Below are 15,976 nucleotides of genomic sequence, written 5' to 3'. Positions count from 1 at the left end.
ACACTCTTTCAAAATAGGGTGTATGGTTCTTGAATTTATTCGTCAATAATAGCAAGCAAAAAGATGAAAATTTCTTTATACTCTTAAGTCACAATACAAAAACCGCCCTCGCTATAAACATATTTTGTTCTGATAAAAATCAAAAACATTCAATATTATAAAGCAAAATTGACTTGTTTTGATTATCGAAGCCTTCATTGCTATTATTATCATGGGTTTTGCTTATTATATTTATTAGCGCAAAAGATAAGCTTCTAATATTGAACGAAAGAACGGTAAAAACCAACAGAAAAAATGCTTCAACTAGGCATTTCATACAAAAGCACTAATCCACATTACACTTGTCACCGTAACTTTCTATTTCTTTTCTTTATCGCCTTGATGACGCATTGCTAATGTACGCAAACGTAAAGCATTTAATTTAATAAAACCAGTTGCATCTCTTTGATCATAAGTACCTTGATCATCCTCGAAAGTTACCAACTCACTCGAATAAAGTGATTTTTTACTTTGGCGCCCTTCAACAATCACGTTTCCTTTATAGAGTTTTAACGTGACTTCACCTTCAACATGTTCTTGAGATAAATCAATAGCTGCCTGCAGCATCTTACGTTCCGGCGAAAACCAAAATCCATAATAAATGAGTTCTGCATAACGTGGCATCAATTCATCTTTCAAATGAGCTGCACCACGATCTAGCGTTAAAGATTCTATAGCTCTGTGAGCCGTTAAAAGAATGGTCCCCCCTGGGGTTTCATAAATACCCCGCGACTTCATACCCACAAAGCGATTTTCCACCAAATCTAACCGACCAATACCATTATCGCGCCCATAATGATTTAATTCTGCAAGTAAAGTTGCAGGAGATAAATTTTTTCCATTGATTGAAACAGCATCACCTTTTTTAAAGCCAAGAGTGATTCTTGTTGCTTGATCTGGAGCATCTTCTACCGAAAGAGTACGCATATGGACATATTCAGGAGCAGGAAGTGCTGGATCTTCTAAAATCTTTCCTTCTGATGAAGAATGCAATAAATTTGCATCCACTGAAAAAGGTGCTTCGCCTTGCTTATCCTTTTCTACAGGAATTTGATGTGTACGAGCAAATTCAAACAGATCTGTCCGACTCTTAAAATCCCAATCACGCCATGGAGCAATAATCTTTATATCAGGGTTAAGAGCATAAGCGGAAAGCTCAAAGCGCACCTGATCATTGCCTTTGCCCGTTGCCCCATGAGCAATTGCATCTGCTCCCGTTTCCTTAGCAATTTCAATAAGGCGTTTTGAAATAAGTGGGCGTGCAATTGATGTTCCTAAAAGGTAAGTCCCCTCATAAACGGTATTGGCTCGAAACATCGGAAAAACAAAATCACGCACAAATTCTTCACGCAAATCTTCAATATAGATTTCTTTAACACCTAACATTTCAGCTTTACGACGAGCAAATTCTAGCTCTTCCCCCTGCCCCAAATCCGCTGTAAAAGTTACAACTTCAACGCCTAGCGTACTTTGCAACCATTTGAGAATAATTGACGTATCCAATCCCCCCGAATAAGCCAAAACAACTTTTCTAATATTTTGCCACTTCTTCATTTCAAAGTTCTATATGAGCTGCTCTTTTATTTCTACCTAGAAATCAAAACAATGCAACAAGTATAAAAATAAATTCTCTTTAAGCAACATTAAAAAGACGCAAAAAAGGTAAATAAAAACGCTTTAGAGTGTAAATAATGAATACTGCTTAAAAATAAAAGGAGATTTACGTGTCATTTCTACCGGAGTGGTCTATTGTTGTACAATTTGCTTTAGCATCGTTGATTTTAGCACTTATTCCAGGACCTGATATGATGCTTTCTGTAGGACGAACCATTACACAAAGCAAAAAAGCTGGAATTATGTGCGCCTTGGGTAGTGCAACAGGGTTTGCCATTCAAGTTACCGCTGTAGCACTTGGCTTATCAGCGCTTATTTTTGCTGCACCACACACTTTTATTCTTCTAAAAATTGTTGGCGCCTTTTACCTTTTATGGTTTTCCTTTCAAGCGTTACGGAGAAATCCGACATTTTCCTTTGAACAGACATCTTCTAAATCTCAAAGCGCTAAACGTAACTATCTTGCTGGTATTGGAATCAATCTTTTAAATCCTAAAGTTATACTCTTTAACGCCACATTTTTACCACAATTTATCAATGCGGATGATCCTATGGCAACACAAAAGCTACTCTTTTTAGGACTCTCTTATATTCCTATTTCTTTTCCCATTACAATTTCTATCGTTTTTACAGCGCATAAATTTACCAAAATTCTCAATAAAAATCCTCTTTATATTCGCTTTCTCGACTGGCTTATTGCTGGTACTTTTACTATCTTTGCCCTCCATCTCCTTATAGTTACAAAACATTGATTTATAAATGTAATTTATCGTTTTTAATTTAAATGAGAACAAAAATATTGTAGGATTCTCTCATTTTAAACCTGTTTATTTTGAATCAAACAATATCTTTCCCTTGTACGTTATAAGCGAATCGGGAGTTTTCGTGTGTAAAGCGAAATCTTTTTAAAGAACGTAATAAACAAAAGAGTGAGGCAATATACAATCTCCACTTTTTAAAAGATATTACCGTAGATGCTTTTAAAAGTCATAAAATAGAATTAAAAGGTATGGTAATAATATGGAAATTAGTTAAGACCCTTAAGACTTCATATTGCCTCTAAATGAGGTTTCCTCCTCATTTTAGAGATTACGCAAACAGACTACTATATACAATATTTTCCCCCATTGAGCATATAAAAGCTGAAACTGTTCGTCTAGCACTTATCCATCTTAATCTCTGTCTCACACATGCTATTATATGCTGATTTACTGAAAAAAAGCATAGGCTTTAATATCGCAGAAAGTTGTATTAACTAATGACCAATGGCATTTTCAAGTCGCAAACGTTCAGATTTCCGTAAACGCTCTGAAGCTGATTTAAGTTGTCCACATGCCGCTAAAATATCGCGTCCACGCGGTATCCGAATAGGAGAAGCATAGCCCGCTTGATTAACAACATCAGCAAAACGCTCGATTTGCTCCCAATCAGAACACTGATAATTGCTCCCTGGCCACGGATTAAAAGGGATTAAATTGATCTTAGCAGGAATCCCTTTCAATAACTTAATCAATCCCTTAGCATCATCTAAACTATCATTGATATCTTTCAGCATAACATATTCAAAAGTGATTCGTTTTGCATTGGAAAGACCAGGATAATTACGGCAAGCCTCCATTAATAAAGCAAGCGGATATTTTTTATTAATGGGAACAAGCATATCCCTTAATGTATCGTGTACTGCGTGGAGTGAAATCGCCAACATAACACCAATTTCTTCTCCGGTTCGGATAATTCCAGGAACAACCCCACTGGTTGAAAGCGTAATCCGACGTTTTGATAAAGAAAGCCCGTCACCATCAGAAGCAATCAATAAAGCTTTTTTAACAGCTTCAAAATTATAAAGAGGTTCTCCCATCCCCATCATAACAATATTGGTAATTTTGCGACCTTCAATGGGAACTATTGCCCCATCAGGGTTATTTTTATCAGGAAAATCACCCAAACAATCACGTGCAACCAATAATTGTGCCAAAATTTCTTCCGCAGTCAGATTGCGAACAAGCATCTGCGTTCCCGTATGGCAAAAAGAGCAAGTTAACGTACACCCTACTTGCGATGAAAGACATAAAGTACCACGTCCTTCTTCAGGGATATAAACCGTTTCAATTTCAACAGGCCTTCCAGCTCCACGTGCAGGAAAACGTAAGAGCCATTTACGCGTACCATCTTTTGATATTTGTTCTCCAACAATTTCTGGGCGCGCAATGGAGAAATGACACTTAAGTGTTTCTTGCATTGCTTTAGAAATATTCAGCATCTCATCAAAATTTGAAACGCCACGCACATAAAGCCAATGCCAAAGCTGACGCACACGCATACGCGTTTGATGCTCTGGTACACCAACTGTCTTTAAAGCCTGCACCATCTCATTTTGCGACAAACCAATTAAAGAGAGCTTAGAACTCTCCTTCACGATCACATTATCTGTTTCTCGCGCAAAACATGAACCAACTGGTCTAAGGTCATAGGAAATGGCCATTGCTTTCCAATTCACATCACTATTTTAGAAATTATCAAAACCTTAATGGCACTTTTGAGCTGCATTTAATGCAGCAGTGATCCCTTTTAAGGAATAAGTATAAGTGGTATGCGTTCCTCGTTTTGATATCGCTTTCACTGTCATATTGCTTCCTGCACGCATAGCAGAAACAAGCTGCTTTTCTAGCTCTGATGAAGCCAACCAAGCTGAGGAATCTTTCGTGAAAAAATCAAAGTCCTTACCTCCAATGGTCACTGTCACTCTCGACCCTTCTTGAAGGGTATAACCAGCCATAAACTGCGGTTCAAACGAAATAGGTGAATGAGAACGCTTGGTAACCAAGAAAAAATTATCACCATGATTAACTGTCGTTGGAAGAGCCTTCAAAGGTACCGATAACACATAGCAAATCGTATTTTTGGGCGATTTATAAGAATAGGCTCCCCACGCTTCAAATTGATTTAAACGGCTTGGCGTTTGTGCACATGCCACGCCCGCTGTAACAAGAACCATTACAGATGCAGCAATAACAGTCTTTTCAAACATCTTCATTTAGCTCACTTCTTTAGTCTCTAACAAGATTCTCTTCATTGGAAAAATTCAACAAAAACTCCTCGATATTCATGTGTTATTGTCTTAATTCCTTCAATAAGCGAAATATTTTCACACTAACCAGAATAGATTTCTACGTTTCATTGTGACCTTTTAATCGTTACCAAAACATAAACTTCTTATTCAATAATCACATTAAAAAATAACATCTTCATTTTACGCTACTCATTTCGTTTTTGTATAAAAAAAGATTTCTTTAAGCTATAGAACTTCAAAACGAGATGAAAATATACCATCACTCTGTTAAGAAATAAACCATACTCTTTATGTCACAAGCAATCTGATGCAAAATTTTGAAAATACACACCGTACTCCCCGCAAAAAAGCTTAATCGCCTTACGGATATCACTCCTCGACTTTATGCATTCAATACATTTATGTTCGCAAAATACTCCATCTTTCACCCATTATAGTGCATTCATACTTCGTATTCAATATCGTCCCGATAACACTTTTTCTCAATCTTCAAAATATCTTGTAAAAATAATAAAATATTATCAAGATATTAATAATAAAACATAAAGAATTCAGATTCTATCTCAATAATCACATACCACTTTGTTTCTTTTGATCTTATTTCCCTATATATTTTATCTCCAATTATTAATTTCTAAAATGATTTTAGTAGCTTATAATAGCTTAATCATATTATTTTAATATGTTAGACGACATTTTCCTTTCTGTTATAAAAAACTTCCTAAGAATTCTTTTGAAAAGTTTCCTTCTCTTATTTCTAAGTAATTTATCAACAAAAATATAAAACCTTTTCTACAGCAATTCTAACCTTATCATTTTTTAACAACATTTTAATCAATTAAAGTGGATCTTAATAAATCTTCCCATGCACAAAGCTGTTTCACCCAACCTAAAGCTATAACTTTCATTTTTACCCCTTTCTTGTACAGTTTTTATCCACACGCTAATTCCGTTTACAACATGCAAGAAAATGGTTTTGATTGATTCAACATAAACAGGTTTGAAGTGAGAGAATCTTACAGTATTCGCATCTCTCATCCAACATGCAAAATAGTTAATTATATTTATAAATCAATATCTTGCTATACTGAGCATACACTCTTATTTTTTCTTGAGCATTAAAATATTATCCCTAAACACTCAAACTCAACTTACGAAAAATTCGATGCATAAATAAACTTTTCTGTTGATTTCTTTCCCGCTTTCAAAGGACGAAGATTCTTAATCCAATCTGGACTGAAAAAGTTTGGATTCTTGTCGAGCAGTCTACTCTTGTCTTCCTACTTATTTGATTTACTTAACCAAAAGCTCTACAGACAAGTCCTGCTAAAGAATATTTACCACACATTCTAAAAGCACTTAATATATTAAGAAGACTTACATGCCTTATCTCTCCACACCTCAAATGATGGCTTTTTACAGTATAACAGGATAAAAGAATCCATGAAGCATAATGTTTAGATGCTTTAATATACAAGAACAAGAAAAAACAAGTACTTCGTTTTGTTACTTGCTCTTTAAAAAGAAAGTTCGCTTAGAAACGATTTCTCATAAATTGCATGACATAACCTTTTGCTATCAGTCTTTTAAGATAAAAATTATATTATTTTCTACGTTCCGTGGTGTATACCTTGCAACTTATGCACTCATAATATCTTCTAAGCTGCATTTGATTCTGAAGTTTGAATCAGTAAAGCATAAAGCGCATTAGCATTATGCGTATTGCGCAACTTTTGCACAACATCAGTGTGACGCAAAACACGTGCGATCTGTGATAAAGCTTTTAAGTGATCCGCACCAGCATTTTCAGGTGCTAAAAGGAGAAAAACGAGATCTATAGGTTCGTCATCGAGAGCTTCAAAATCAACAGGACTTTCAAGACGTGCAAATATACCAATGATCCGATTAATATCAGGTAATTTTCCATGAGGAATTGCAATACCTCCGCCCAAACCCGTTGAACCAAGCTTCTCGCGCTGTAAAACAACATCAAAAATCACATGCTCACTAAGACCTGTTAGCTTGGAAGCTTTTTCGGCTAAAATTTGCAGAACCTGTTTTTTCGAATTAGCCTTAAGAGCCGGAATGATCGCTTCCGGTGCTATTAACTCACTCAAATTCATACTTTAATTTTCCTCTTACACGCTAAAATGCTCATCAATAAACCTATAAACAGTATAGATACTTAATGTTCTTTCACTTTTCGCAACATCGCATGTGTTTTTACTTTTCAATTTATAATGGATGATGGCTCAATACATCTCATATCACTTCTATCACAACAATAAATAGTATTCGGATCATCATTAACGGCATGAGAAACCAAAGAAATGAAGTTGTTCATAAAGTTAATTTCCTTACGACTCTAGAAAAGGTCATTATTCATAAATTTATTAAACTTGTCATAAGAGTTGATGTATAATTCGCCATCAGAGTTTTTCTTTCTTTAAAAATGAGCCCTTAAATTAAGATGAAAAGCATACTGAGCAAAATGGACCTTTACTTTGAAAATTATTGTATAGCTTGAACATCGCCTTATAACAAGAATATAAAGGTTTTTAGAGATTTAATGATTAGTTTAAAAGATTTATAGATTTATCCTGATATCTGTAGCCCAGCTCCTATTTTCAAATAGGCCATATAAACCAATAAAATACGACAACTCCTATTGAATAACCGCAATATATAACCGGTGCTCCCATCAAAATACCTAAAACAGCATCATCGATATATTATTTGATTCGACAGAAAAAAATATGATAAATATCTTTTACCTTTCAATAATGCACGCATTTATTAAGAGCTTCGTTTATCACTCATTATCAAGTTAATCTAGTGATATCTTTCTATAATACAATCATGAGCAAGCTAAACTTATAAAACAACAAATTAACCTCTAATGATGAAGCCTTTTTCACCGCTCAATAACAACATTAAGGTTATAGTCATAAAAGAAGTTTTGGCATAAATAAGGAGATTTTCAGTAATAATGTTTGGTTAAATTTAAATGGAAACTCGTGAAAGCTGTAAAATCAAAGAGAAAATTGATTTCCCAAATAAATTCTGCGTACATCAACGTTGTTGATAATATCATTAGGACAACCATGAACTAACACCCGCCCTGTATGAATAATATAAGCGCGATCGACAAGCCCTAATGTCTCACGCACATTATGATCCGTTATTAAAACACCAATACCACGCCTAGTTAAATGACGAATAAGTTGTTGAATATCGAAAATAGCGATAGGATCAATTCCTGCAAATGGTTCATCAAGTAACATAAAATGGGGACGAGAAGCTAAAGCGCGCGCAATTTCAAGTCGCCGACGTTCACCTCCAGATAACGAAAGTGCAGACATTTTACGCAAATGATCAATTTTAAATTCATGTAAAAGGCTATCTAATTCTTCACGTTGTTTAAGGCGATCTTTTTCAACGACCTCTAAAACAGCTTTAATGTTATTTTCTACTGAAAGACCACGAAAAATCGAAGCCTCCTGTGGAAGATATCCAATACCTAAACGCGCACGTCGATACATCGGAAGATGCGTAATATCAAATCCATCAATTTTAATGGATCCTCCATCAGATTTTATGAGCCCCATAACCATATAAAAACAAGTTGTTTTACCTGCCCCATTAGGCCCTAAAATGCCAACGGCTTCTCCCGTACGAATGCCAAAAGAAACACCATTAACAGTTCGTCTTCCTCGATAAATTTTAATCAAGTTACTGGCAATCAAGGTCCCTTTTAAGGGATTTTTTGAAGCTTCACTTTCAAGATTATACCTATCGGTCTGTCTTTTTCTTTTGATTCCAAACATGAAATCTTAATGGCCATTCTTTTGATTTTGTTTTAAAATAATAGAAACACGACCTTTTTTCTTAGGCGTCTCACAACCTTCTAAAAAAGCCTTTCCGCTTTCCATATTTGCCGTTAGTTTGCACCCCGTGGCCACATTGTCACCATCAGTTAACACAACATGACTCCCTGTCAAACTCATTATTTTTGACTTTCCATCAAAAACGCCTTTATCACCCGTAGCAATTTGCGTAGCAATTTTTATATAAACTTTTCCTAAAGCTTCCATTTTTTGTATACTCGACGAACCAAATAAAGAAACAGATGATGCCTTTGTATCTTCCTTGTTTTTATCAATTTCTTTATGTGCTTTATCGTAGTAAACAACTAATTTTGCCGTTCTTAAAAGACGTTCACCTTGCACCACTGAAACATCACCTTTAAAAAGCGCTATCCCTTCTTTATCACGTATTTCCAAAGAATCTGCATGAAGTTCTACCGGTTCTTTGTCGCTTGATAAACTTATTCCAAAATGAGCCACTTCAGCATATCCTAAAATTGCTCCTCCTCCTAACATTCCCATGCTAAAAGCTAACGTCACACCTATCCATCTTTTGTACGATTTCATTATTTCAATTCTTCTGTTTGTATATACACATACTTCTCTTTATAAATATCCTTTGAAGATTCAAATTGATATTGCGTCATTGCTTTTGAAGCACTAAATGCACACCACCATGGAAATACATGTTTTTTCCTTTTTCTCGAATTTGTAATGCATTTGCGGCAAGATGCAAACCGGCTTGCTGAATATTAACACGTTGGTCTGTTTTTAACTGTCCCTCGGATAAATTAATACTCGCTGACATAAATTGTGCCATCATCCCATCATTCGTCGTAATGGTGAATGGCTTGTCCAACTGTAAAAAACCATTAATATTATCGTAAACCCCCCCTTGTGCTGCAAGAAAAACCTGTCTTTGTTGACCCATAAATGCTTTAGCTGTAATGTTTTGTAATCCAATCATTCCAGAGTGTGTATGATCTTGAAATGCCTTTTCTGCTTTAAGCCAATAAGGTTCATGAGCACGCGTATACCCTTCTAACTTTGGATTGAGCATCGTCAAATTCACCACGCCACTTTCTTCATTATTCAAAGGCATAGAATCAGAAGTAACGGGAACCAAGAAAAACGTAAACCAACAAAAAACCAGCGCTGAAATCAACGCTAAGAGAGGTAAAAAAAATTTTAATATGCTAACGCGACGCGAATGACGGGATGCTTTTTTAAAAACATCTCCGAAAGATGATTGCGTCGAAAAGGCTTCATAATGATTGTGTACGGACATACTCTCCTAATCTCTTAAATACTCCGCATTTTTAATCTGTATAACCTTTATAGAAGGTATTTTCAAATTTTGTTTCTTGCAATTTGTTTTTTCTTCGTTTTATTTTGCTTTTATCCGTTTATATATTGTAATATGTATGAAGTGCACAATTACAAAAAAATTTTTGTGTGAAAGTGAGGCTATTGTGGTAAAATCAGAGCTTGTGCAAATTATCGCTCGTCATAACCCGCATCTTTTTCAACGGGATGTGGAGAATATTGTAAACGCTATTTTTGAGGAAATTTCAACAGCACTTGCAAATGGCAATCGTGTTGAACTTCGTGGATTTGGAGCTTTTTCTGTAAAAAGCCGTTCAGCCCGTAATGGACGTAATCCACGAACAGGTGAAGCTGTTTCTGTTGAAGAAAAGTGGATTCCTTTTTTTAAAACTGGCAAGGATTTACGCGACCGTCTTAATCAGTGAGAAACTTATGATAATTAAACGTATTCTTCTAACAAGTATCGGTGTGATTCTCGCAGCTTTTTTGATTGTTTTTATCGTTGCTAATCGTCAAATGGTTCCGTTAACCCTTGATCCTTTTCGAGCAGATTCTGAAAGTTTTACTTATCATGCTCCCCTCTTTATATGGCTCTTTATTTTCTTTGGTTTTGGTATTTTATTAGGGAATCTGATCAGTTGGTTTTCCTATCACAAATACAAAAAAGCTCTCAAAAAAAGTAACGCCGAGATAGAGAAATTGAAAACGTCTATCACAAATCTGGTGTAATGGTATTTTAATTAAATCTTTTCTCTTCTCTCTGTATTTTATATTCAGTACAGAGTTAAAGGTGCTCTTTTCTTTTTTATACATATTTTAATTGGCTTTAGCTCTTTTGCACTTTTACGAAACACTTAAGAACTTTATAATATATTTTCATACCTCATATACCGTGATACAAAACATGCCCGCACAATGCTTTCAATCCTCCTCCCATAACAATAGATATCCGCAGGAAAAGTTGCCCCTTATTTTAGAAACAGGTGTAAGTGAAAACTATGCTCTCATTGATTCTGGTCATGGACAAAAATTAGAACGTTATGGAGCTTACCGCATTATTCGACCAGAAGGTCAAGCACTATGGAAACCCGCTTTACCACAAAAACAATGGGCTGATGTTGATGCTATTTTCACAGGAAACCGTGATGAAGAAGGGGTTGGTCGTTGGCATTTTCCTAAAAAGCCACTTGATGAAACATGGACTCTTTCTTGGAATGGATTGCCTTTTCTAGGCCGTTTTACTTCCTTTCGTCATGTGGGGGTTTTTCCTGAACAAGATGCCCATTGGCGCTCTATGGAAAAACAAATTGTTAAAGCCGAACGTCCTATAAAATTGTTGAATCTTTTTGGCTATACAGGTATTGCCTCTTTGATTGGGGCACGAGCGGGTGCGAATGTTACCCATGTTGATGCTTCTAAAAAAGCCATTGCGTGGGCAAAAGCTAATCAAGAAAAAGCAGGATTACCAGATCATTCTATTCGCTGGATTTGCGATGATGCTATGAAATTTGTCGAGCGTGAACTGCGTCGTAAGAAAAGCTATGATATGATTCTTCTTGATCCCCCTGCTTATGGGCGTGGACCCCATGGTGAAATTTGGCAACTGTTTGATCATTTACCCGCTATGATCACAAATTGTCGTAAACTTCTCTCTGATAAACCGCTCTCTGTTGTCCTTACAGCTTATTCTATTCGTGCTTCCTTCTTTGCACTTCATGCTTTAATGCGTGATGCATTTGTAAATCTTGGTGGTACGGTCGAATCAGGAGAACTCATTTTGCGTGAAGAAGTTGCAGGACGTGCTCTTTCTACTTCTCTTTTTAGCCGTTGGATTGCTTGAATATGTGTAGACCCAAAACTGGTACAGTGAAAGAAATTACCTCTCTTAGCAACCCCATCATAAAAGATCTTAAAGCACTTAGCCAAAAGAAAAACCGTAATAGAGAAGGTCTTTTCATGGCAGAAGGATTGAAATTGGTCATTGATGCTCTCAATCTCGGCTGGACAATACAGACGCTTATTTTTTCTAAAAGTAAAATCGGTAATGCTGCTATCGAAAATACTGCCGCACATGCTGTAGCCAACGGTGGTTTTGTTATTAAAGCCTCACAAAAGGTTATGGAATCACTTACCCGACGCGATAATCCACAAACAGTTATTGGTATTTTCAAGCAAAAATGGCACTCTCTTGAAATGATAAAAGGACAGATTAAAGATGTTTACATCGCGCTTGATCGTGTACGTGATCCTGGAAATCTTGGTACCATTATTCGAACTGCTGATGCTGTAGGTGCTAAAGGTGTTATTTTAATTGGCGAAACAACAGACCCTTTCTCGCCTGAAGCGGTCCGTGCAACCATGGGATCTATTTTCTCTGTGCCACTTTATCGTCTTGATGAAAGCGCCTTTTTAAACTGGTCTGCTCACTTTAAAGGTATGATCGTTGGAACACATCTCAAAGGATCTCTGGATTATCGCACACTTGATTTCAAAAATGGCCCTATTATCCTTTTAATGGGGAATGAAAAACAGGGATTATCAGATCTTCTTACAAATCGGTGTGATAAACTTGCGCGTATTCCACAAAGCGGACGCGCAGACTCGCTTAATCTAGCTGTAGCAACAGCTGTTATGCTTTATGAAATCCGTCGCCCCTATTTAATACTGGAACCATGTGAGGAAAAATATGACGCCTAAATCACTCCCTTTTCTTCTCTTGGGTTTGGCTTTTACAGTACTACTTGATCAAGCTGTCAAATACTGGGTTATGCACAATATGCCTTTAGGAACAGAAATTTCGCTTATTCCTTTTCTTTCCCTTTATCATGTGCGTAATTCTGGCATTGCATTTTCGTTTTTTTCTTCCTTTTCTCACTGGGTAATCATCGCCATCACAATCATTGTGATTATCTTCCTTCTATGGCTATGGAAAAATACTGAATATAATAAGTCTTTAATGCGCTTTGGCCTTATCCTTATTATTGGGGGAGCAATTGGCAATCTCATTGATCGTATTCGCTTTCATCATGTCACTGATTATATACTCTTTCATATTGATGATATTTTTTATTTTGCTATTTTCAACCTTGCAGATAGTTTTATCACTCTCGGTGTTATTGCCATCCTTATTGAAGAATTGCGCGCTTGGATGAAAGCAAAAAATCATTCTAACAATACATCTTCTCATTGATATGCTCATTGTCTTAGAAAACAGAGATCATTGACCATCATAAGCCTGATTATAAATTGATTTTTCTTGGATAATTCTTGCAGCTAATTGTTTTTCGTGTTTCTTTTCATAAGATTATAAAATCTTATTTTTCAACTTTACACTTCTACACTTGGTCAATGCAAAAGAAATGAACTCAAATAGAAATCAATATTTTTTATCCATATGTCCTCTATCAAATTCAGAGAGAAAATATTTTACAGCATTTAAAGTTCTATTATTTGCTTAGAACATTTGCTTTTCATATGTTTTTAGTTTTTACAGGTATTGTTTTTTACAGAGCCCTTCTTAAGCGCTTCGTTAAAAAACTCTCCTTTTTTGGTTTATATATTGTTTAATAAAAAACATTTTTTCAACTATCTTCAATGGTGTCTTCTTAAATCAACCTATTGATTATAAATATAAATTACCGTTTTTCATATTGAATAAAAGCCCTTAATAGCCTAAATCTCTTTTATTTGAAATCTGTTCATGCTGAATTTATTAAAACCATGTCTCTTGCAAGACACAAGCAAGTCAATAATCTTGATTTATGTAATATAAACAGATTTGCAACCAGAGAATCTTACGATATTCGGAATATTATCTAGCATACAAAAAGACAGTTTATCATTATATCTCAATATGTTATATAAATCCAATTCAATAGCTCTTCTAACCGTGCAAAACAGGTGCAATATTGAAGATTGAAAAATAGCGTTATGATAGTTGCCGCTCTTCTCATAAACGCAAAAATAGTGGATATTTTATAAAGGATTGTATTACATAGTTTCTGTGAATAATAAAAATTTTTGAGTGTAGTCTTTATTATCTTGTAAAAATATGGCGAAAAATGGAAACATTTTTTATTAAAATGAACCATTTCCTTACCAATTTGTAAGGTTCCTTGCTTATATAAATCTCTTGTAATTTTTAAATAAATCGCCATAATAAGAGTAGGTATACTGGAATTCTGTCAGTGATTCTTAAGGGTTTTTTGTATTTGCCAAATTAAAGCTTATGCCAAGCTTATCTGTATAATGACAGAGATACTTTTAAAGCCCTGTACCTGACGGAACATATGCTAAAGGATTTTATATTATGGCTAATTTTAAAGATTTACGTTCGGCACCTGCTTCTCATGCCGATGCATCAATTGATCAGGGATTACGCGACTATATGTTGGGTGTCTACAATACAATGGCCATTGGTTTGCTTATTACAGCTGCTGCCGCTTATGCAATTGTATCATTAGCAACGACAACGGATATGGGCCAAGCAGCAGCTCAGATCAATAGCAGTGTTTATCTAACATCATTTGGAGTAACATTTTATACATCGCCATTCTCTTACATTGTTATGTTTGCACCACTCATAGCAGTTTTATTCCTCAGTTTTAAAATTAATACATTGAGTACAAACGCTGCTCGTAGCCTCTTTTTTGGTTATGCTGCTCTGGTTGGTCTTTCACTGTCTTCAATCGTTTTGCGCTATACGACAGAAAGTGTTGTGCAAACCTTTGTCATTTCCGCCGCAACTTTTGGAGCTCTTTCACTTTATGGATACACAACAAAGCGTGATCTCACAGCAATCGGTTCATTCCTATTCATCGGATTGATCGGCTTGTTTCTTTCCATGATTGTGAACATTTTTCTTGGATCAAGCGCTTTGCAATTTGCTATCTCTGTAATTGGTGTTTTTATCTTTGCTGGTTTGACAGCCTACGATACCCAAAGCATTAAGTTGATGTATTATGAAGGAGATGAAAGCGACACCAGAGGACGTAAAGTTATTATGGGCGCGTTGAATCTTTATCTTGATTTCATCAATATGTTTGTCTTCTTGCTACAATTTCTTGGCTCAAACCGTGATTGATTGCAAAAATCATAACTTAATTAAAGAACCTTGTTTCTAAAAGAGACAAGGTTCTTTTGTTTTTAGTGTAAGTCTTTACCCTTTGTCTCTTAGGGACTATTCTTTTCGCAAAATGACAAAAATACCCTATAAGCAAAAATTTCCTTGGTTTACCGGTTTTATCCAACAAAAACTCCATAGCTCCTTTTTAAATGCAATTCACAGCCGTTCTCATCATCAATCAAACATCATCAATAAAAATAGTAATTATGATCTGACCGTTGCTTCCTATAATGTGCATAAATGTGTAGGTGTTGATAAAATTTTTAATCCTACAAGAATTGTCCGTGTTATTACTGAATTACAAGTTGATATCCTTGCTCTTCAAGAAGCAGATAGACGTTTTGGAGAACGCATCGGTTTGATTAATCTTCAGCTATTAAAAGCTGAAACCGGTTTGATTCCTGTACCTCTTAATACTATGTCACCTCATGGACATGGTTGGCATGGGAATGCTCTCTTTTTGCGAAAGGGATATGTACGTGATACTTTACAAGTCACTCTTCCTAGTATTGAACCACGTGGGGCTGTAATTGTAGAGTTGGAAATGGCAGCAGGCCCTATTCGTATTATTGCGGCTCATTTTGGCTTATTACGTTACTCTCGTAAACAACAAACAAAAATGCTCCTTGAAATTTTCCAAAAACGCTCCCTTATGCCTACACTCCTCATAGGAGATTTTAATGAATGGCGGATGGGAAAAGGCTCATCTTTAAATCATTTTTTTCCCTATTTTGATAGCACTTTTGAAGTTGTACCAAGTTTTCCCTCTCGCTTTCCTTTTTTAGCCCTTGATAGAGTTTTTTCTTTTCCACACCAATTGATAACAAGTATTGAAAATCATCATTCACCGCTTGCACGCATTGCTTCAGATCATTTGCCTATCAAAGCCTATCTTAATCTTTCCAACGCAATCAACATTCTTAAAAATAAATAAAA

The 15,976-nt window shown here is 35.6% G+C and carries 15 protein-coding genes; 8 read left to right on the top strand and 7 right to left on the bottom strand.

What is annotated here, in order from left to right; all coding sequences use genetic code 11:
- Positions 1–357: 357 nt before the first annotated feature.
- Entirely contained in the window at positions 358–1,593 is a 1,236-nt protein-coding gene (locus ACFIJK_RS02060; RefSeq protein WP_375625502.1) for an argininosuccinate synthase, read from the bottom strand.
- Between the two features lie 170 nt (positions 1,594–1,763).
- Here ACFIJK_RS02060 and ACFIJK_RS02055 point away from each other — a divergent pair, with 170 nt between their 5' ends.
- Entirely contained in the window at positions 1,764–2,405 is a 642-nt protein-coding gene (locus ACFIJK_RS02055) for a LysE family translocator (protein ID WP_375626147.1), read from the top strand.
- Between the two features lie 503 nt (positions 2,406–2,908).
- Here the strand turns inward: ACFIJK_RS02055 and rlmN are convergent.
- The 6 genes from rlmN to lptC form a co-directional block, all read right to left on the bottom strand.
- On the bottom strand, positions 2,909–4,135 hold the full coding sequence (gene rlmN, locus ACFIJK_RS02050) for a 23S rRNA (adenine(2503)-C(2))-methyltransferase RlmN (RefSeq protein ID WP_375626145.1): 1,227 nt from the start codon (positions 4,133–4,135) through the stop codon (positions 2,909–2,911).
- A 42-nt stretch (positions 4,136–4,177) separates the two neighbouring features.
- Positions 4,178–4,681: an invasion associated locus B family protein gene (locus ACFIJK_RS02045; RefSeq protein WP_375625556.1), complete on the bottom strand. Its 504-nt coding sequence runs from the start codon at positions 4,679–4,681 to the stop codon at positions 4,178–4,180.
- Between the two features lie 1,700 nt (positions 4,682–6,381).
- The gene (ptsN, locus tag ACFIJK_RS02040; protein ID WP_012754449.1) at positions 6,382–6,846 is read right to left on the bottom strand and encodes a PTS IIA-like nitrogen regulatory protein PtsN; all 465 of its coding nucleotides are present in this window, start codon (positions 6,844–6,846) and stop codon (positions 6,382–6,384) included.
- Between the two features lie 909 nt (positions 6,847–7,755).
- Entirely contained in the window at positions 7,756–8,550 is a 795-nt protein-coding gene (gene lptB, locus ACFIJK_RS02035) for an LPS export ABC transporter ATP-binding protein (RefSeq protein ID WP_375626142.1), read from the bottom strand.
- A gap of 6 nt (positions 8,551–8,556) precedes the next feature.
- Entirely contained in the window at positions 8,557–9,156 is a 600-nt protein-coding gene (locus ACFIJK_RS02030) for an LptA/OstA family protein (protein WP_375626140.1), read from the bottom strand.
- Positions 9,157–9,232: 76 nt separating this feature from the next.
- Positions 9,233–9,877, bottom strand: a complete 645-nt coding sequence (gene lptC, locus ACFIJK_RS02025; protein ID WP_375626138.1) for an LPS export ABC transporter periplasmic protein LptC — start codon at positions 9,875–9,877, stop codon at positions 9,233–9,235.
- Positions 9,878–10,061: 184 nt separating this feature from the next.
- On the opposite strand from lptC, the gene ihfB reads away from it, so the two are divergent.
- The 7 genes from ihfB (at position 10,062) to ACFIJK_RS01990 (ending at position 15,974) form a co-directional block, all read left to right on the top strand.
- Positions 10,062–10,340, top strand: coding sequence for an integration host factor subunit beta (gene ihfB / locus ACFIJK_RS02020; RefSeq protein WP_012754445.1), 279 nt, complete (start codon positions 10,062–10,064; stop codon positions 10,338–10,340).
- A gap of 7 nt (positions 10,341–10,347) precedes the next feature.
- Entirely contained in the window at positions 10,348–10,644 is a 297-nt protein-coding gene (locus ACFIJK_RS02015; protein ID WP_375626136.1) for a LapA family protein, read from the top strand.
- A 175-nt stretch (positions 10,645–10,819) separates the two neighbouring features.
- Positions 10,820–11,755 (top strand): class I SAM-dependent methyltransferase, encoded by a 936-nt coding sequence (locus ACFIJK_RS02010; RefSeq protein ID WP_375625509.1) that lies wholly within the window; start codon positions 10,820–10,822, stop codon positions 11,753–11,755.
- A 2-nt stretch (positions 11,756–11,757) separates the two neighbouring features.
- Positions 11,758–12,612, top strand: coding sequence for a TrmH family RNA methyltransferase (locus ACFIJK_RS02005; RefSeq protein WP_375626133.1), 855 nt, complete (start codon positions 11,758–11,760; stop codon positions 12,610–12,612).
- On the top strand, positions 12,602–13,105 hold the full coding sequence (lspA, locus tag ACFIJK_RS02000; protein WP_375626131.1) for a signal peptidase II: 504 nt from the start codon (positions 12,602–12,604) through the stop codon (positions 13,103–13,105). Before ACFIJK_RS02005 ends, lspA begins: the two co-directional genes overlap by 11 nt.
- A 1,119-nt stretch (positions 13,106–14,224) precedes the next feature.
- A complete protein-coding gene (locus ACFIJK_RS01995) occupies positions 14,225–14,998 on the top strand; it encodes a Bax inhibitor-1/YccA family protein (RefSeq protein WP_375626129.1) in 774 nt (257 codons plus the stop codon).
- Positions 14,999–15,110: 112 nt separating this feature from the next.
- Complete coding sequence (locus ACFIJK_RS01990; protein WP_375626127.1) at positions 15,111–15,974, top strand: endonuclease/exonuclease/phosphatase family protein; 864 nt, start codon at positions 15,111–15,113, stop codon at positions 15,972–15,974.
- The last annotated feature ends 2 nt before the right edge of the window (positions 15,975–15,976 follow it).

This window comes from Bartonella sp. PS17NMGDW (genome assembly GCF_042193555.1).
Taxonomy (GTDB): Bacteria; Pseudomonadota; Alphaproteobacteria; order Rhizobiales; family Rhizobiaceae; genus Bartonella; species Bartonella grahamii.
This window is presented reverse-complemented; position numbering and strand designations above follow the sequence as displayed.